The organism is Bacterioplanoides pacificum (assembly GCF_042648445.1).
GTDB classification, from domain to species: Bacteria; Pseudomonadota; Gammaproteobacteria; order Pseudomonadales; family Oceanobacteraceae; genus Bacterioplanoides; species Bacterioplanoides pacificum.
Window position 1 is genome coordinate 131,496 of record NZ_JBHRYB010000008.1, and the last position, 18,644, is coordinate 150,139.

The 18,644-nt window shown below is 50.6% G+C and carries 12 protein-coding genes; 11 read left to right on the forward strand and 1 reads right to left on the reverse strand.

What is annotated here, in order from left to right:
• Window positions 1-15: 15 nt before the first annotated feature.
• The gene (locus tag ACFOMG_RS10565) at window positions 16-2,508 is read right to left on the reverse strand and encodes a penicillin-binding protein 1A (protein ID WP_376866522.1); all 2,493 of its coding nucleotides are present in this window, start codon (window positions 2,506-2,508) and stop codon (window positions 16-18) included.
• Window positions 2,509-2,742: 234 nt separating this feature from the next.
• On the opposite strand from ACFOMG_RS10565, the gene ACFOMG_RS10570 reads away from it, so the two are divergent.
• The 11 genes from ACFOMG_RS10570 to ACFOMG_RS10620 all read left to right on the forward strand — a co-directional run bounded on the left by ACFOMG_RS10570 (window position 2,743) and on the right by ACFOMG_RS10620 (window position 18,507).
• Entirely contained in the window at window positions 2,743-3,804 is a 1,062-nt protein-coding gene (locus tag ACFOMG_RS10570) for a pilus assembly protein PilM (RefSeq protein ID WP_376866544.1), read from the forward strand.
• Window positions 3,804-4,358, forward strand: a complete 555-nt coding sequence (locus ACFOMG_RS10575) for a PilN domain-containing protein (protein WP_376866523.1) — start codon at window positions 3,804-3,806, stop codon at window positions 4,356-4,358. The genes ACFOMG_RS10570 and ACFOMG_RS10575 overlap by 1 nt, the downstream gene beginning before the upstream one ends.
• Before the next feature lie 2 nt (window positions 4,359-4,360).
• Window positions 4,361-5,008, forward strand: a complete 648-nt coding sequence (gene pilO / locus ACFOMG_RS10580) for a type IV pilus inner membrane component PilO (protein ID WP_376866524.1) — start codon at window positions 4,361-4,363, stop codon at window positions 5,006-5,008.
• A gap of 62 nt (window positions 5,009-5,070) precedes the next feature.
• Window positions 5,071-5,541 (forward strand): pilus assembly protein PilP, encoded by a 471-nt coding sequence (locus tag ACFOMG_RS10585; RefSeq protein WP_376866526.1) that lies wholly within the window; start codon window positions 5,071-5,073, stop codon window positions 5,539-5,541.
• Window positions 5,542-5,543: 2 nt separating this feature from the next.
• Window positions 5,544-7,643, forward strand: coding sequence for a type IV pilus secretin PilQ (gene pilQ, locus ACFOMG_RS10590; protein WP_376866527.1), 2,100 nt, complete (start codon window positions 5,544-5,546; stop codon window positions 7,641-7,643).
• Window positions 7,644-7,646: 3 nt separating this feature from the next.
• Entirely contained in the window at window positions 7,647-8,156 is a 510-nt protein-coding gene (gene aroK, locus ACFOMG_RS10595; RefSeq protein WP_376866529.1) for a shikimate kinase AroK, read from the forward strand.
• Between the two features lie 19 nt (window positions 8,157-8,175).
• Window positions 8,176-9,267, forward strand: coding sequence for a 3-dehydroquinate synthase (aroB, locus tag ACFOMG_RS10600; RefSeq protein WP_376866531.1), 1,092 nt, complete (start codon window positions 8,176-8,178; stop codon window positions 9,265-9,267).
• Window positions 9,268-9,292: 25 nt separating this feature from the next.
• Window positions 9,293-10,765 (forward strand): SPOR domain-containing protein, encoded by a 1,473-nt coding sequence (locus ACFOMG_RS10605; RefSeq protein ID WP_376866532.1) that lies wholly within the window; start codon window positions 9,293-9,295, stop codon window positions 10,763-10,765.
• A gap of 163 nt (window positions 10,766-10,928) precedes the next feature.
• Window positions 10,929-15,377: a glutamate synthase large subunit gene (gltB, locus tag ACFOMG_RS10610; protein WP_376866534.1), complete on the forward strand. Its 4,449-nt coding sequence runs from the start codon at window positions 10,929-10,931 to the stop codon at window positions 15,375-15,377.
• A 48-nt stretch (window positions 15,378-15,425) separates the two neighbouring features.
• Window positions 15,426-16,844, forward strand: coding sequence for an FAD-dependent oxidoreductase (locus ACFOMG_RS10615; protein WP_376866535.1), 1,419 nt, complete (start codon window positions 15,426-15,428; stop codon window positions 16,842-16,844).
• Window positions 16,845-16,992: 148 nt separating this feature from the next.
• Window positions 16,993-18,507 carry a vWA domain-containing protein gene (locus ACFOMG_RS10620; protein WP_376866537.1) on the forward strand — a complete coding sequence of 505 codons (1,515 nt, stop codon included), beginning with the start codon at window positions 16,993-16,995 and terminating at the stop codon, window positions 18,505-18,507.
• Window positions 18,508-18,644: the final 137 nt, after the last annotated feature.

Sequence of the window (18,644 nt, forward strand, 5' to 3'; positions counted from 1 at the left end):
TTGTTGCTGTCAGAGTCAGAACATTTGCTCCGGAATAAGTTCTGCGTCGCTGTCCGGGCTGTCGTCACCGAAAGCCGGGGCGCTTTTTACCGGTTGTTGTGGCACATTTTCCTCGCGGAAATACTCAAAGATAGCATTGCTTTGTCCGGGAGCTGCTAATAATCCGGTTTCAGCATCAATCCGTACACTGACAACGCCTTCCGGCTGTTGATAAGGGCGTTGCGGTACGTCCTTTAATGCTTCCTTCATGTAATCCACCCAAATCGGCAGGGCGGTGTTGCTGCCATAAGCCCAGCGTCCGAGGGTGACGTGTTGGTCAAAACCGACCCACACGGTGGTAACCAGATCGGGCGAGAAGCCAGAGAACCAGCCATCTTTCTGGTCGTTGGTGGTGCCGGTTTTACCCGCCAGATCATTGCGTTTTAACACCAGCGCGCGTCGTCCGGTACCGCGTTTCACCACGTCCTGCAGCATGCTCATCATCAGGAAATGCGTGCGGCTGTCCATCACCTGAGGAGCCAGTGGGGTTTTTGGCTGCTCTGCTGGCTGCTCCTCGTTTGTTAAGCCGAGGGAGTCGCGCAGCTGCTGTTCAAGAGCCTGCTGGGCATCCAGATCGTTGTTGTTGTCGTTGTTGTCGTTGCGGTCGCAATCAGAGCAGGCGATTGCCGGATTGGCCTGATACAGCACATTGTTGTTATCATCTTCGATACGCTGAATCAGATAAGGCTTAACGGCGTAACCACCATTCGCCAGTACGGCATAACCGGTGGCCAGTTCCATAGGCGTCACAGCAGAAGCACCTAATGCCAGCGACAGGTCACGGCTGAGCTTTTCTCGCGGGAAACCAAAGGGTTCAATAAAGTTAATCGCTTTACCGGCACCCATTTGTTTCAGAATACGGATGGAAACCAGGTTTTGTGATTTATACAGTGCCTGACGCAGGCGCGTAGGACCGTAAAACTTACCGCTGTTGTTTTGTGGTCGCCAGGTGCTTTCCAGGCTGGCATCTTCAAATACGACAGGGGCATCGTTAATGATCGAGGCCGGAGTAAAGCCGTTTGCCAACGCAGCGCTGTAAATAAACGGCTTAAAGGAAGAACCGGGTTGCCGGTCTGCCTGAATCGCCCGGTTGAATTCGTTACTGGATGCTGAAAAACCACCTATCAGAGCCTGGATTGCGCCGTCTCGCGGACGTAAGGATACAAGTGACCCTTCGACCTCCGGGAATTGTGCCAGGCGGTAGCCATCCCCCAGTTGTTCAACCCAGATTTCCTGACCGCGGCTGAGAACATCTCCGGCAGCTTTAATCGGGTCGCCGATAACATTGACGTTAACATAACGTTTAGCCCACTCGATGCGACTGAAAGGGAGCCAGTATTCAGAGTCTTTGAGCAAAATCCAGGCACCATTGTTGTGCACTGCCGTCACCATCGCCGGTTTCAGTACCCCGTTATCTGGTCGACGATTCAGTGTTGAGCGCCATTGCTCCAGTGTTTGTGGCCAGTCGATATCCTGCTGCGGGTCTGCTTTGGCCAGCCATTCCTGCAGTACCGGATCTTGGTGTGCCAGTGACAGCGGTTCTGATGGTATAACGGAGCGGTTGTCGTTGGTGGTACGCCATCCGTGGTCACGGTCATAACTCAGCAGGCCACGCTGCAGAGCCAGGTTGGCTGCCTGCTGGCGCGCAGCGTCAACTGTTGTGAAAACTTTATAGCCGGCTGTGTATGCTTCGCTGCCGAAGCGTTCGATCATATCGCGGCGTACCATTTCGGCGACATAAGGGGCGCTGACCTCAGAGGTCGGGCCGTGGTAGCGTGCACTAATGGGCTCCCGGGCCGCTGTCTGGAATTGTTCATCCGTAATTTTGTCCAGCGTGCGCATGCGTGCCAGCACATAGTTACGCCGCTCAATCGCGCGTTCCGGGCTGTTGATTGGGTTGGCCGCCGATGGCGCCTGAGGTAAGCCGGCGATCATTGCCAGCTGAGCCAGTGTCAGCTGATCAATGGTTTTGCCATAGTACACCCGGGCGGCAGCCTGGATGCCGTATGCCCGTTTGCCGAGGTAGATTTTGTTGACATACAGTTCAAGAATTTCCTGTTTGCTCAGGGCCTTTTCTATTTTGAGGGCCAGCAGGATCTCGGTGAATTTTCGTTTAAATGTTTTTTCGCTCGACAGGTAATAGTTCTTGGCGACCTGCATCGTTATGGTACTACCGCCTGATTTTTTACGGCCGGTACGAATCAATTCCAGCGCTGCCCGGGCCAGGCCTTTAAAATCAACACCAATATGCTGGAAATAAGCATCATCCTCGGAGGCCAGCAGAGCGTCGATAAATTGTTGCGGCACTTCGTCAAAGCTGATTGGAGAACGTCGCTTTTCGCCAAACTCACTGATCAGTAAACCGTCTTCGGTATACACTCTGAGCGGGGTCTGCAAATCAACGTCTTTCAGTTGTTCGGCGTCGGGCAGACTGGGAGCCAGATAGAGGTAAATGCCCAGAGAGACCATTCCGGTACCGGCAGCGCCGGACATAACCAGCCAAAATAAGAAAAAAAGTACAGGGTGTGACTTATGCATAAAAAAGAATGCCAAATGGGTTAGAAAGCCAGCTATTATGCGGGCTGGAGCATTATAAGGGTTTTTTGTTCTTTTAATAGGATTGTGCTTATAATGAACTTAACTCTATAGGATCTGAGTGAGCTTGTGTGCGCAAGTTCGCGAAATTGCGGGGATTTTGTGGTGCTGTCCAGCCTGTTTAATAAGAAGAGCAATACCCTGATCGGAGTGGATATCAGCTCTACTTCTGTCAAAGTGCTTGAGCTAAGTCGCAACAACGACCGTTTTCAGGTCGAGGCTTATGCTTCAGAGCCACTTCCGCCTAACGCTATCGTCGAGCAAAGCATCAGTAATGACGAAGCTGTTGGGGAAGCTATCCGGAAAGCGGTTGGGCGCTCCCGGAGCTCTGCCAAACGTGCGGCTATTGCTGTCGCAGGATCGGCGGTGATTACCAAAACGGTGCATATGAATGCCGGCCTGAACGATGAGGAAATGGATCTGCAGATTCGTGCCGAAGCCGATCAGTATATCCCTTATCCGCTGGAAGAGGTGGCGCTGGACTGGGAAGTTCAGGAAAACCAGGAAGAGGACAGTGACATGGTTGATGTGCTGTTAGCTGCCTGTCGATCCGAAACCGTTGAGCGTCGTAAAGACGCCGTGGAATATGCCAATCTGGAAGCTGGCGTGGTTGATGTTGAAGCCTTTTGTACCGAGCGGGCTTTTCAGTTGCTGGTCGATCAGTTTGACAGCGATGATGTTGAAACGGTTGCTGTGCTGGATATTGGCGCGACGATGACCACTCTCAGCGTATTGCATGAAGGCAAGTCTATTTATACCCGGGAGCAATTGTTTGGCGGTCGCCAGTTGACCGAAGACATTATGCGACGTTATGGACTGAGCGAAGAAGAAGCTCAGCGGGCCAAGCTGGAAGGCGGTTTGCCGGACGATTACGAAAGCGAAGTGCTGGAGCCTTTCCGTAAAGCGGTTGTTCAGCAAGTGAGCCGTTCACTGCAGTTTTTTTATTCCTCCAGTCAGTTTAACGATGTTGACTACATTGTGCTGGCCGGTGGCACTTCTGCGATACCTCTGCTGGCCGAACATGTGGAGGAGGATCTGGGTGTCGGCACTGTGATTGCCAACCCGTTTGTGAATATGACGTTATCTCAGAAAGTGAACGCCAGCTTGTTAGCAAATGATGCTCCGTCGCTGATGATCGCCTGTGGCCTGGCTATGAGGAGTTTTGACTGATGGCAAAGATTAACCTGTTACCCTGGCGCGAAGAGCTCAGAGAACAGCGAAACAAAGAATATTATGCCGTATTAGGTTTAACGGCCGCCGTCGCTTTTTTGCTGGTTTATCTGGTTAGTGGTTATTACCAGGGGCGTCTGGATAATCAGAATGCCCGTAATAACTATATTTCTCAGGAAATGAAAGTGTTGGATGCCAAAATCAGCGAAATCCGGGATCTGCAGGATACCCGCGAAGAGCTGATTGAGCGGATGGAGCTGATTCAGGCGTTGCAGGGTAACCGGCCTGTCATTGTTCGGGTGTTTGATGAAGTTGCGCGCTCTATTCCTGATGACTTGTTTTTTACCGAATTATCGGTGAAGGGTGAAAGTGTAATCGTTGGCGGACTGGCAAAGTCCAATAACCGGGTGGCCGCTTTAATGCGTAACTTTGACCAGTCTGAATGGTTTACTGATCCGGTGTTGATCAGTGTGCGCGCTACTCAGAAAGGAACCAATGAGTTCAAAGTGTCAATGAAGCGTGTTAATCCGCGGCAGGAAAGCGAGGAGAAGTAGCCATGGCCGGACTAAAAAATATCGACTTCAATGCACTCGCTGAAAAAGCAAAAGAGTTTGAGCTTGATGATCTGAATAATATCCCCTGGGACAATATGGGGGGCTGGCCGCTTGGCGGGAAATTTTTCTTTGCTTCGCTGATCTTTTTTGGCCTGATCTTTGGTCTGAAAGTTTTGATGATTGACGATACAACGGCATCTCTTGACCGATCTGCAGCTAAGGAACAGACCTTAAAGCAGGACTTTGAACGCAAGGCGTTTCGTGGAGCCAATCTGGAAGCTTACAAGGAACAGATGCTGGAGATGGAAGAAAGTTTTGGCTCTTTGTTGAAACAGCTTCCGCGTGAAACTGAAGTTCCGGGTCTGGTGGACGATATCAGTTCTGCAGCATTGGGGGCAGGATTACAGCTGAATGTGATTGATCCGCAAAATATGCAGCAAAAAGAATTCTACAAAGAATTGCCAATTGAAATCGAAGTGCAGGGTGGTTATCACGAAATGGGGGCTTTTGTTTCTGCTGTTGCTTCCTTGCCCCGTATTGTTACTTTGCATGATTTCAGTATCAGTTCAGTAGGTAAAGATGGTGAGTTAAAAATGCAGATTCTTGCTAAGACCTACCAGTATATTGCTGATGGGGAGATGGCTAAATGATCCTCCGTGTATCTGCATTATTGTGTGCCGTTTTACTTGCCGGTTGTTCAGCATCTGAAGATATGTCTGATCTGAAAGGGTTTGTAGATGAATCTTTATCCAAACCGCGTGGCAGAATAGCGCCTATTCCTGTTTTTAAGCCCTATGAATCCTTTAATTACAGTGCGGCTGGTTTGCGTTCACCGTTTGAATTGCCGGTGATTGTTGATACCGAAATTGAGGTCAGTGAAGAGGCTGATGATATTTCTCCTGACTTTGACCGGCCAAAAGAACATCTGGAGCAGTTCGCTTTTGGTCAGCTCAGCATGGTTGGTACCATGCAAGGTGTAGATAATACCCTGTGGGCATTGGTCAAGGATGGTGATGGCAGTGTCGTGCGCATCAAAGAAGGCCAGTATATGGGCCAGAATCACGGCCGTGTTATCACTATTATGGAAAACCGGTTAAACGTTATCGAAATTGTACCTAACGGTCTAGGTGGTTGGATTGAGCGGCCCAGGACTCTGGCGCTGGAAGGTATAGGGGAAGGCTGATTATGATTATTACAAAGGTTGCTCTGAAAACCATGAAACAGATTACATTGCTACTATTGGCCTGTCTGACGGTACTGTCTGCTCAGGCGGCAAACCTGAAGGATATTCGTTTTTCATCACTGCCGGGTGATGTCACTGAAATTGAGCTGGAATTTGATGGCACTCCTCCGGAAGTGAAGGGGTATACCATTGAGAAGCCGGCACGGATTTCTCTTGACCTGATGGGTGTTAGTAGCAGTCTGAAGTCAAAGAAGCATCAGATTGGCTCAGGTAATGCCCGCAGTGCGATGGTTCTGGCGACGAAAGACAGAACCCGGGTGGTGATCAATCTGACCCGTCTGGTGGATTACAATACCCGCGTCAATGGTAATCGGGTGATTGTTAATGTTGGTGCTTCTGAGGGTGAAAAACTCTTTAATGCCAATCCTGCGACGTCCTATGCTGACAATACCAACCCGGCGGCCCTCAAAGTTGTGAACGTTGATTTCCGCCGTGGTGAATTAGGTGATGGCCAGGTTCGGATTATGCTGAATGATGATCGTGCAGCAGCGAATATCCGCCGTGAAGCGGGAAAAATTGTTGCTGAAATGGATGGAGTGCTGTTACCGGATGCCTTACAGCGACGCCTGGATGTTACTGATTTTGCCACGCCGGTTCAGTTTATTGATGCACGTTATGAAGATGGCAAGACCATTCTGACGATTGACCCGGTTTCCGATGAATACGATTACCTGGCCTATCAAACGGATAAACTGCTGTCGATTAATGTCTCTGAGTTACCGGAAGAACAAATCGAAGAGCGTAAGAAAAAGTTTCCGTTTACCGGAGAAAAACTGTCGCTTAACTTCCAGAATATTGAAGTGCGTGCAGTGTTACAGCTGATTGCCGACTTTACCGGCCTTAATCTGGTTGCTTCAGATACCGTTCAGGGCAGTATCACCCTGCGCTTACAGAATGTTCCATGGGACCAGGCACTGGATCTGGTATTAAAGACCAAGGCACTGGGGAAGCGTCAGATGGGTTCTGTGTTGCTGATTGCCCCTGCTGAAGAAATTGCCGCACGTGAAAAAATTGAGCTGGAAGCGGTCAAACAGGTTGAGGAGCTGGCTCCTCTGGTCACCGAATATATGCAGCTGAAATATGCAAAAGCGATTGAAATCGCAAAACTGCTGAATTCGGAAGAAGGTTTATTATCTCCTCGTGGCAGTGCAGTGGTTGATGAGCGTACCAATACCTTGTTGATGAAAGACACGGCTTCTAATCTGGAGCGTGTACGTGATGCGATTAATATGCTGGATGTGCCTATCCGTCAGGTGTTAATTGAAGCCCGTATTGTGGTGGCTAATACGACTGTGGGTGAGGAGCTTGGCATCAAATGGGGTGGTGCAGGCTTTAAAAATAATGGCAGCAACTGGACAACCGCTGGTGGCAGTACTCAGACGCTGACCGAAGCCAATCAGATCTTATTCGACCGTGCCAGTAGTGGCAGTAGCGACCAAGAAATTGACCTGGGAGCTGCTAATGTTGTGAATTTTGGTGTTACCAACCCGGCAGCAACTGCCTTTGCGGTCGGTTATCAAACCGCTGATTACCTGCTTGATATGGAATTATCAGCGTTGGAAACTGATGGCCGTGCTGAGATTGTTTCACAGCCACGGGTGATTACGGCCGATGGCCAGATGGCCGGGATTGAATCTGGTACGGAACTGCCTTATCTGCAAGCCAGCTCCAGTGGTGCAACCAGTATTTCTTTCCGTAAGGCTGTATTGCGCCTGGAAGTGACACCTCAGATTACTCCGGATGACCGCATTATTATGGATCTGGTGGTTAATCAGGATTCGGTTGGTGAAGACACGGCAGCTGGCCCTGCGATCAACACCAATGAAGTTGAGACGCAGGTACTGGTTGATAATGGCGAAACCGTTGTGTTAGGTGGTATTTTCCGTTCTGAAACGGTCACGACCATTAATAAGACGCCGTTCCTGGGGGATTTGCCTCTGATTGGAGCGCTGTTCCGTAACACCAGTCACAGCGATACCAAATCCGAGTTACTGGTTTTCATTACGCCACGTCTGGTAAAGGATAGCCTCACCAGCCGCTGAGTTATGAAGTTCCATTCTATTTTTCTTGTTGGGCCAATGGGCGCTGGTAAAAGCACCATTGGCCGACTGCTTTCTGCAGAATTACACAGCGAATTCTTTGACTCAGATAAAGTGATCGAAGAACGTTGTGGTGCCAATATTCCCTGGATCTTTGACATGGAAGGTGAAGCCGGTTTCCGTGAGCGGGAAGAGCAGGTCATTGATGAGCTGACACAGATGACCGATATCGTGCTGGCTACCGGCGGAGGGGCGGTATTACGCGATGCTAACCGTAAACACTTATCTTCACGAGGAACGGTGGTGTATTTGTGCACTTCTGTTGAGCAACAGTTAGCACGTACGGCGAAAGATCGTAACCGACCTTTATTGCAACAGGACAACCCTGAACAGATATTACGGGAGCTGTTTCTCCAGCGCGATCCTCTTTATCGCAGTATCGCCGACATTATCATTGAAACCGACCAGCGCAATCCGAAATGGGTGGTGCAGGAACTGAAAAAACGCCTGAGCTGATTTTTACTGAAGGGCTGGTATGAAAACACTGACAGTTGACCTGGGAGCGCGCAGCTACCCGATTTTTATTGGTCATAATTTATTGGCTGATCCGGCTTTGTATGCTCCGTATATCAAGGGCAAACAGGTACTGATCGTTACCAATGAAACGGTAGCGCCGTTATATCTGGAGCAGGTGAAGTCGGCGTTAACCGGTTATCAGGTTGATGAAGTGATCCTGCCTGATGGCGAAGAGTTCAAAAACCTGGAAATACTGAACCGCATCTATGACGAATTGCTGGCCAAGCAACATAACCGCACGACCACACTGATTGCTCTGGGTGGTGGTGTTATCGGTGATATGACCGGTTTTGCGGCGGCGTCTTATCAGCGTGGTGTGAATTTTATTCAGGTGCCAACTACCTTATTGTCCCAGGTCGATTCATCGGTTGGAGGTAAAACGGCGGTTAATCATAAACTCGGCAAAAATATGATAGGTGCCTTCCATCAGCCACAATGTGTGATTGCTGATACGGAGACATTAAATACCTTGCCTGCGCGTGAGTTGTCTGCCGGTATTGCTGAAGTGATTAAATACGGCCTGATTTGTGACGCAGAATTCTATCATTGGTTACAGCAAAATATGGCCAGCCTGCTGGCTAAGCAGCCAGCAGCACTGGCTTATGCGATAGAACGCTCCTGTCAGGATAAGGCTGATGTGGTGGCTCAGGATGAAACAGAATCCGGTATTCGCGCCATCTTAAATCTGGGGCACACTTTTGGTCATGCGATTGAAGCTCATCAGGGGTATGGTAACTGGTTGCATGGCGAGGCGGTGGCAACCGGTATGCTGATGGCCGCCGATCTGGGTTGCCGTATGGGGGACCTGTCTTCTTCCGATGTGGAAGCGCTAAGAACATTATTACTGCAGGCCGGTTTGCCTGTGGTAGGGCCGCAGGATATGTCGGTTGAAGATTATACTTCCCGCATGCTGGTGGATAAAAAGGTACTGGATGGTCGAATTCGTCTGGTGTTACTGCGCCGGATTGGCGAAGCCTATATGACCTCTGATATTGTGGCTGATCAACTGACTGCAACATTGACTGCGGGAGAGCAGCTCGGTCTGATTTGATTGTGCTGTTTCTTTGGGGGAGATAATGGATAACGGTTTTTCGCTGGAACAGGATGAAGTCACACTGGGATCATCGTTTAAAGCCTCCCCTGATGTACCTCAGGCAGTGATACAGCTGTTACCTGAACAGCAAAAAAATCTTGAGTTGTTATCTCACCTTGCTTCTTATAGCGAACTGCTGATTGTTGTCAGCGGCCCAACCGGGGTTGGTAAAACAACACTGGCACAGGCGTTGGTTGATCAGCGCCAGGTTCCGGAAGAGAGTCTGGTGCTGCAGGCAGACATCATGATGGGCATGTTGGCCATTCTGAAAAATATTGCCGCCCACTGGGGCATGATGTCGTTGCCGGATAATCTGGCGGAAGCAAAAGAAACCATCCGTGATGCATCACTCAGGCGTGCAGAAGACGGTGAGTCGTTACTGGTCGTTATTGATCAGGCCGAGCAGCTGGATGTTGATACGCTGAATGATATCGCCCACGCAGCCCTGTTAGCACCACAATCGCTGTCATTTGCTTTATTTGGTGCGCCCGGTTTTGAGAAAGGTTTTCGTGAGTCCCCGACGCTGGCACCGGTGCACAATGTTAAAATTGCAGCACTGACTGCGGCCGATGCCCAGCAACTGGCAGATCAGGTTTTTAGTAGTGGAGCGTTGACCGAAGAACAGGTCCGGTTTGCGTATTTGCAGTCAGAAGGTTTGCCACTGATTTTCCTGCGAGAGTTAGAAGATCTGTTGTTGGCTGGTGATGGCCGTAAAAGCGGTCACAAGGCTGTCGGAAGCAATCTGAATCGTTTTCCTCTGACTCATATCTTTGCTGTTACAGCAGTGGCTGCAGCGTTATTGCTGTCGTTTCTGTATCAGATGGATGACAGCACCTCTCCGGCGCCCGAGGATCGCCAGCAAACTACGCCGCTGACTGCGCCTGAGCCGGTATTCCGGCAGGATGAAATCAGCCGGCTGGATGCCCCTGCGTTAGCAACCGTAGATGAAGCAGACACACAAACCGACTTTAACTACCAGCAACCTGCGGAAACAGAGGAGGCAGACGTTGCCCCGGTCAGTGAACAGACTGACGTGTTAGCAGAAGAGCGTAATGAGGCGGATGCTAGCGCCACTTTTCTGGTTAAGCCGGCTGAAACAGACCCTCAACCCGTACCTTCTACCGCCGATAAACCAGTGATTAAGCAGCCTGACTACAGTGCTGATGAGCGTGAGCTGATGGCAGCCAGTGGCGTGGTCATTCAGTTGTTAGGTTCCTATAACCGTGCCGGAGCGCTGGATTTTATCGCGCGCTGGCAGGGGAAAGTCAGTGGCCGCCTGTACCTTTACCGGACTCGCCATAACAATAAAGACTGGCATGTTGTCGTTGCCGGTATATACCCGAACCGCGATAAAGCCAAACAAGCGGTTGCCGCTATGCCTGGCCTGTTACGCCAGCAATCCCCCTGGGTGAAAGATGTGCAGGCGGTAGGAAAACTACTTAAGCAGCGTCCGTAGTTACACCTGATCAAAACCTGTGCAAATGCCAGTCAAATTTGTGGCACAGCGTCATGATGTGTAAAATAGCCTCCCTTTTGTCTTGATATTGCTCATTTTTTGTGCGATTTGGCTGTGTAAGCCCTTGATTTAAAACGTTTTTTTCACTGATGAGAGCTGTTCTATGAGAACTGGTCTGTATACTCCAGGCGACTTTAAGGACAACTGTGGTTTTGGATTGTTGGCCCATTTAGAAGGTCAACCAAGCCACGAGCTGCTAACGACAGCGATCGAATCCTTAACCTGCATGACACACCGTGGCGGTATCGCCGCAGACGGTAAAACCGGTGATGGTTGCGGCCTGTTGCTGCAAAAGCCGGATTCATTCCTGCGTGCAGTCACCCAGGAAGCTGGCATTAGCCTGCCGCAACAATACGCGGTGGGTATGTTGTTTATGGACCTGGATCAGGCCATTTATGAACAACAAAAAGCCGCCGTAGAACAGGCGATTCAGGATCAGGGCTTAACCGTTCTGGGCTGGCGTACTGTGCCAACTAGCAACGATTGCCTGGGGCCGATGGCAATTGATTGTTTGCCTCGCTTTGAGCAGGTTTTTGTTGCTCCTGGCGCCGAGCTGGACGAACAACAGCTGGCCGTAAAGCTGTTTTACGCCCGCCGTTTTGCTGAAAAAGCACTGGCCGATCATCCGGATTTCTATATTGCCAGCCTGTCCGACAAAGTACTGTCGTACAAAGGTCTGATGATGCCGGTGGATCTGCCGAACTTCTATCTCGACCTCGGCGATGAACGTCTGGAAACCGCAATCTGTGTGTTCCACCAACGTTTCTCGACCAACACTATGCCACGCTGGCCACTGGCTCAGCCGTTCCGCATGCTGGCGCATAATGGTGAAATTAACACTATTCAGGGTAACCGTAACTGGGCTAATGCGCGCGCCAGCCAGTTCAACACTGAGCTGCTGCCAAACCTGCAGGATCTGGCACCGATCGTTAACACCACCGGCTCCGATTCGTCCTCCATGGATAACATGCTGGAGCTGCTGGCCACGGGGGGCATGAATCTGTTCCGTGCCGTGCGCATGATGATTCCGCCAGCCTGGCAAAACGTAGAAACCATGGATGCTGACCTGCGCGCGTTCTACGAGTACAACTCCATGCATATGGAGCCGTGGGATGGACCGGCTGGTCTGGTAATCACCGATGGCCGCTATGCCGTGTGTGGTCTGGACCGTAATGGTCTGCGCCCATCTCGCTGGGTGATCACCAAAAACAACTTTATTACCGTCGCATCTGAAATCGGCACGTACGATTACAAGCCGGAAGATGTGGTGGCGAAAGGCCGTGTTGGCCCGGGCCAGATGCTGGCCATCGATACTCAGGAAGGCAAGTTGTTGCACACTGAAGATATCGATAATGCTCTGAAAAAAGCGCATCCTTACAAGCAATGGCTGAAAGAAAATGCCATTCGTCTGGAAAGCTCTTTATATCTGAAACACGCTGGTCTGGAAGATATGACCGGTGATGCGCTGAATACCCATCAGAAACTTCACCTGATCACCAACGAAGAGCGTGACCAGGTGTTACGGCCAATGGCGGAAGGTGGTCAGGAAGCGACGGGGTCGATGGGTGACGATACGCCAATGGCGGTGTTATCCCAGCGTGTGCGCCATGTGGCCGATTATTTCCGTCAGCAGTTCGCTCAGGTAACTAACCCTCCCATCGATCCGCTGCGTGAATCGATTGTGATGTCGCTGGAAACCTGTATCGGTGGCGAGAAAAACGTTTTCGAAGAAAGCGCTGACCATGCTAACCGAATCATTCTGACCTCACCGGTATTGTCACCGCTGAAGTTTGTTGGTCTGACCAGCAATGATCGTGAAGCCTTTAAAAACATCAAACTGAGCATGGCGTTTGATCCGGCGGTTGGTCTGCAACAGGCCATCATCGATCTGGCCGATCAAGCCGAGCAGGCAATTCGCGACGGGAATGTCATTCTGATTCTGTCAGACCGTGAAGTGAATGAAGATCAGATGTTGATTCCGGCGCCCATGGCAACCGGTGCCGTGCATCACCGCCTGGCACAAAAAGGCCTGCGTACCAAAGGTAACATTGTGGTTGAGACCGGTGCCGCACGTGATGCTCACCAGTTTGCTGTGTTGCTGGGCTTTGGTGCAACGGCGGTTTATCCCTGGTTGTCATACGACATCCTGACGGACCTGCACCGCACCAATGAGCTGTTGGGCGATCCGCTGAAATCGCATCAGAACTACCGTAAGGCTATTCGTAAAGGCCTGCTGAAAATCATGTCGAAGATGGGGATTTCCACCATCACTTCATACCGTGGTTCGCAGTTATTCGAAGCGGTTGGTCTGAGCAAAGAAATTGTTGATCTGTGCTTCTGTGGTGTCACCAGTCGTATTGAAGGTGCGGTATTTACAGACTTTGAAGATGATCTGAATATCATTAAAAGCGTTGCCTGGAAAAAGCGTAAAAAGCTGGATCAGGGCGGCCTGCTGAAATATGTACACGGTGGCGAGTACCACTCTTATAACCCGGATGTGATCAAAAACATTCAGGAAGCGGTACAAACCAACAGTCAGGCGGCGTACGATCGTTTTGCTGAACTGGTTAATACCCGTCCAACAGCAACCATTCGCGACCTGTTGTCGCTGCGTAACGACCTGACGCCGATCGATATTTCCGAAGTTGAGCCTGCCGAGAAGATATTCCCGCGTTTCGATACTGCGGCGATGTCGTTGGGAGCGCTGTCTCCTGAAGCACACGAAGCCTTAGCTGAAGCCATGAATGAGCTGGGTGGTCGTTCTAACTCGGGTGAGGGTGGTGAAGATCCTCTGCGTTATGGCACGGCCCGTAATTCCAAGATCAAGCAGATTGCGTCCGGCCGTTTTGGTGTGACACCACATTATCTGTCCAGCGCCGAAGTGTTGCAGATTAAAGTTGCCCAGGGTGCTAAGCCGGGTGAAGGTGGCCAGCTGCCGGGTGGCAAGGTGAACGATCTGATCGCCACGCTGCGTTATTCGGTACCGGGCGTGACGTTGATTTCGCCACCACCGCATCATGATATTTATTCGATCGAAGACCTGGCCCAGCTGATTTATGATCTGAAGCAGGTTAATCCGCAGGCACTGGTGTCGGTCAAGCTGGTATCCGAGCCGGGTGTCGGCACGATTGCTGCCGGTGTGGCAAAAGCCTATGCCGACCTGATCACCATCTCCGGTTACGATGGTGGTACCGCTGCGTCACCGCTGACTTCGATCAAATACGCCGGTTCTCCATGGGAACTGGGCCTGTCGGAAGCCCATCAGGCGCTGCGCGGTAATGATCTGCGTGGCAACGTTCGGGTACAAACCGATGGCGGTCTGAAGTCCGGTCTGGATGTGGTAAAAGCCGCTATTCTGGGTGCCGAGTCCTTTGGTTTTGGTACCTTGCCGATGGTGGCTGTGGGTTGTAAGTACCTGCGTATCTGTCACCTGAATAACTGTGCCACCGGTGTTGCGACTCAGAACGACAACCTGCGTGAAAAACACTACATCGGTACCGCCGATATGGTGAAAAACTACTTCCGCTTTGTCGCTGAAGAAATCCGTGGCTGGATGGCGTCCATCGGTGTGCGTTCACTGGAAGAACTGATTGGTCGTACCGACCTGCTGGAAGTTCTGCAGGGCAACACTCAGAAACAACGTAACCTGGATCTGACGCCAATTCTGAGTAATGACCAGATTCCGGCCGATAAGCCACACACCTGCCAGGTTGATCGCAACCGTCCATACGATGAAGGCCTGTTAGCCGAGCGTATGGTGGAAGAAACGCTGTCTGCGATTGAAAACAAGTCTGGCGGTGAATTCAGCTTCCATATCACCAACTGTGATCGCTCTGTCGGTGCCCGCCTGTCGGGTGAAATCGCCAAGCGTCATGGTAATCAGGGCATGGCCGATAAGCCGGTGCGTCTGAACCTGACCGGTATTGCCGGCCAGTCATTTGGTGTCTGGAATGCCGGTGGTCTGGAAATGGTGCTGGAAGGTGATGCCAACGATTATGTTGGTAAGGGTATGACCGGTGGCAAGCTGGTGATCTTCCCACCAAAAGGTTCTGAATTCCGCACCAACGATACTTCTATCGTGGGTAACACCTGTCTGTATGGTGCAACCGGCGGTAAGTTGCTGGCGGCAGGCCGTGCCGGTGAGCGTTTTGGTGTACGTAACTCCGGTGCTCATGCGGTTGTGGAAGGCGCTGGTGATCACTGTTGTGAATACATGACCGGCGGCATGATCTGTGTGCTGGGTGAAACCGGCTACAACTTCGGTGCTGGTATGACCGGTGGTTTTGCTTATGTCTACGATCGCGATAACAGCTTCGTGGATAAGTACAACCATGAGCTGGTGGATATTCATCGTATCGCCAATGAAGAAACCGAAGCGCACCGCAATCACCTGCGCAGCGTTATTCGCGAATTTGTTGCAGAAACCGGCAGTGCCTGGGGCCAGGAAATCCTTGATGATTTCGATGGCTTTATTGGTAAATTCTGGCTGGTTAAGCCTAAAGCGGCTGACTTACAACAATTGCTGAACAACACCCGTGCTCGTCCTGAATAAGCGGACACTTAAGAGAGAAGCGGTCAGGACGAGAGAGAGAGGTTCAAGATGGTACAACGTCTGAATAACAATTTTCAGTTTGTCGAAGTGGGTCGTGAAGACCCGGCGAAAAAATCCATCAACACGCGTAAAAAGCAGTTTGTTGAGATTTATGAGCCGTTCCAGCAGGAGCAGGTAACCGATCAGGCACACCGTTGTCTGGAGTGTGGTAACCCGTACTGCGAATGGAAGTGCCCGGTTCACAACTTTATCCCTAACTGGCTGAAGCTGGCCAGTGAGGGCAACATCATGGAAGCGGTTGAACTGAGCCATGAAACCAACACCCTGCCGGAAGTGTGTGGTCGGGTTTGTCCGCAGGATCGTTTGTGTGAAGGGTCTTGTACTCTGAACGACGGTTTTGGTGCGGTGACCATTGGTAATGTTGAAAAATATATTACCGATACCGCTTTTGCCATGGGCTGGCGTCCGGATATGAGCAAAGTCGTGCCAACCGGTAAACGCGTTGCCATTATCGGTGCCGGTCCGGCGGGCTTAGGTGCCGCTGATATTCTGGCGCGTAATGGTGTAACACCGGTGGTGTTTGATAAATACCCTGAAATCGGCGGTCTGCTGACGTTTGGTATTCCTGAGTTCAAGCTGGAAAAAAGCGTGATGGCTAACCGTCGCGAAGTGTTCGAAGGCATGGGTGTGGAATTCCGTCTCAACACGGAAGTGGGTAAAGACGTCGATTTCCAGAGCATTATTGATGAATTTGATGCGGTATTCCTGGGGATGGGCACCTACAACTACATGAAAGGTGGCTTCCCGGGTGAAGACCTGCCGGGTGTTCATGATGCACTGGACTTCCTGATTGCCAACGTCAATCGTAATCTGGGCTTCGAGAAAGACGCCGGCGATTTTATCGATATGAAAGGCAAGCGGGTTGTAGTGCTGGGTGGTGGTGACACTGCTATGGACTGTAACCGTACTTCTATTCGCCAGACCGCGGCCAGCGTCACCTGTGCGTATCGTCGTGATGAAGCCAATATGCCGGGCTCTGTGCGGGAAGTGAAAAACGCACGAGAGGAAGGTGTTAAGTTCCTGTTTAACCGCCAGCCGGTTGAAATTGTCGGCGACGGCAAGGTTGAAGGCGTGAAGGTTGTTACCACGGAACTGGGTGAACCTGACGAAAACGGTCGTCGTCGTCCGGAAGTGGTTGAGGGCTCTGAAGAGATCCTGCCAGCGGATGCCGTATTGGTTGCCTTTGGCTTCCGTCCAAGTCCGGCACCTTGGTTCAAAGATTTCGGTATTGAACTGAACAGCTGGGATGGCGTGGTTGCTCCGGAGGAGCAGGAATTCAAGTTCCAGACCAGTAATCCTAAGGTGTTTGCCGGTGGTGATATGGTGCGCGGTTCCGATCTGGTGGTCACCGCAATCTGGGAAGGCCGTCAGGCTGCAGAAGGCATTCTTGATTACCTGGATGTTTAATCGTTAAACACTGGTAGACGCTGTAAAAACGCGCCCGCATTTATGATGCCGGCGCGTTTTTTTGTTATGGCCTGTGAACTGGGTCCGGTGCTATGCTTGCGGGTTATCACATACTAGATGGGATAAACCTCAGATGGAGCGAAAACGTATGCCGAGTGCCAACAGATATTTTTCTTTATTTCTATTTCTGTTGTTGACCGCCTGTGGTGGTGGTGACCCTGTTGTATCCGGAGATAGCGATGGGGGCGATAGCCAGACACCCGATGGCTCAGATAGCACCGGTGATAGTTTGATGACTTATTTCCCATTGCAGTTCTACTTACAAGGATCTGGCTATGTGGAGGAAGAGCTCTTTTTGGGTATATCATTTACTCCACAAATTCACGGTTATCTCATTGCTCCGGTCAATGTGAATACGTTGGAGCCTGTCGCTTCACCTGATGTATCGGAATTCACCATTACGATTAATGAAGAGCCAATCCAGCCTGTGGAACAAGGGTTGGTCATGCAGCCTTTGCTTGGTCTGGATGTTGATCTTTATACTCTGCTATTAATTGACACCAGTGCCAGTACACAGCCGGTTAATAAAACTGCGCTGATCAATGAAATTAAAGACTTTATTCAGCAGGCGCAGTCATCTGCTGACCCTGCTATCAGAAACCAGCGGTTTGCGGTTGCAACGTTTGCTGGTGATGTTCAGGTTCTTCAGGGGATCTATACCCGTGATGCCGCTACTCTTAATGCCGCACTTGATAATCTGGCAAATAACTGGCCATCGGCATCTTCTGGTACTGCCCTGTACAAAGCGATTGTGCAGGGAATTGGCAGTTACATTGGCCCAGGCAATGCAGGAGGGAGCGAAGATGATTTTACAACCGATGGCCTGCAGGATGTTATTGAGACTTATACACAGTCTTCGAATGTAGTCAGCGGAATTCGTCTGGCTAATACCGTTGTATTTACCCCGGGTGGTAATACGCCAGGGAAGTACAATTTTGAAGATGCCCAAAGTGCTCTTAACTGGCAGTCTTTGCTGGTATTTAGTGATAGTGAGACAGAAGGGAGTTCGGCCCCTGAAGGGATGGCATACTCTGGCAAGCCTCTGCTATATGTCTCGATTGGGGAAACAGATGTTGAATCACAAAAGCTGGCGGCCGACGTTTTGCCAGCCTCTTACAGTAATTTTGATGGCATAGCTGAAGGGTTGATCCGATTGCAGCAGTCGAAAGTGATTTCGAGAGTGCACAAGGGAAATCAGTACTTAGTACGTTTTGCGCGTTTACTGACGAACGATGGGGAATATGAGCTTGTCTTTTCAAGCAATACAGCCAGTCGGAACTACTCTTTGACATCCAAGCTTGTGGTTGATACATCGGGCGGAGCTATTCCGACTCCACAACCTGCGGTTGAAATTACGGGCCCAAAAAGCGCTTATTTGGTTGCTAACGAAGTCAGTGCCAGTGAAGCTAATAAGCTCTACCCGGCTACCCGCTGGACTGTTCAATCCTATAACGCCGGAAATTATTCATGGAGCGTGGGAGGGGTACCCCGTGCATCGGCCGCCGACGGTTCAATAACCATTTCTGCGTCAGATGCCGGAAGCACAGTTACTTTGACGAACACCTCGTTGTCGGCAACAGCTTCTGTTCTAGTAACCCCTTAACCCTCTTTACCGAGACTGTAGATAAAACTGTGTAACTGCTTATCATCCCCTAACCATCAGGATAAGCAGTTATGAACAAGAAAGACCTTGAAGCCTTTGCACTCGAAGCCGCCAAAGGCATTAAAACTCAGGAAGAT

What these genes read in the sequence shown, in the direction of transcription:
- ACFOMG_RS10565 (WP_376866522.1), bottom strand. Translation starts at nt 2,508, where the DNA reads ATGGTCTCTCTGGGCATTTACCTCTATCTGGCTCCCAGTCTGCCCGAC.
- ACFOMG_RS10575 (WP_376866523.1), top strand. Translation starts at nt 3,804, where the DNA reads ATGGCAAAGATTAACCTGTTACCCTGGCGCGAAGAGCTCAGAGAACAG.
- pilO (WP_376866524.1), top strand. Translation starts at nt 4,361, where the DNA reads ATGGCCGGACTAAAAAATATCGACTTCAATGCACTCGCTGAAAAAGCA.
- ACFOMG_RS10585 (WP_376866526.1), top strand. Translation starts at nt 5,071, where the DNA reads ATGTCTGATCTGAAAGGGTTTGTAGATGAATCTTTATCCAAACCGCGT.
- pilQ (WP_376866527.1), top strand. Translation starts at nt 5,544, where the DNA reads ATGATTATTACAAAGGTTGCTCTGAAAACCATGAAACAGATTACATTG.
- aroK (WP_376866529.1), top strand. Translation starts at nt 7,647, where the DNA reads ATGAAGTTCCATTCTATTTTTCTTGTTGGGCCAATGGGCGCTGGTAAA.
- aroB (WP_376866531.1), top strand. Translation starts at nt 8,176, where the DNA reads ATGAAAACACTGACAGTTGACCTGGGAGCGCGCAGCTACCCGATTTTT.
- ACFOMG_RS10605 (WP_376866532.1), top strand. Translation starts at nt 9,293, where the DNA reads ATGGATAACGGTTTTTCGCTGGAACAGGATGAAGTCACACTGGGATCA.
- gltB (WP_376866534.1), top strand. Translation starts at nt 10,929, where the DNA reads ATGAGAACTGGTCTGTATACTCCAGGCGACTTTAAGGACAACTGTGGT.
- ACFOMG_RS10615 (WP_376866535.1), top strand. Translation starts at nt 15,426, where the DNA reads ATGGTACAACGTCTGAATAACAATTTTCAGTTTGTCGAAGTGGGTCGT.
- ACFOMG_RS10620 (WP_376866537.1), top strand. Translation starts at nt 16,993, where the DNA reads ATGCCGAGTGCCAACAGATATTTTTCTTTATTTCTATTTCTGTTGTTG.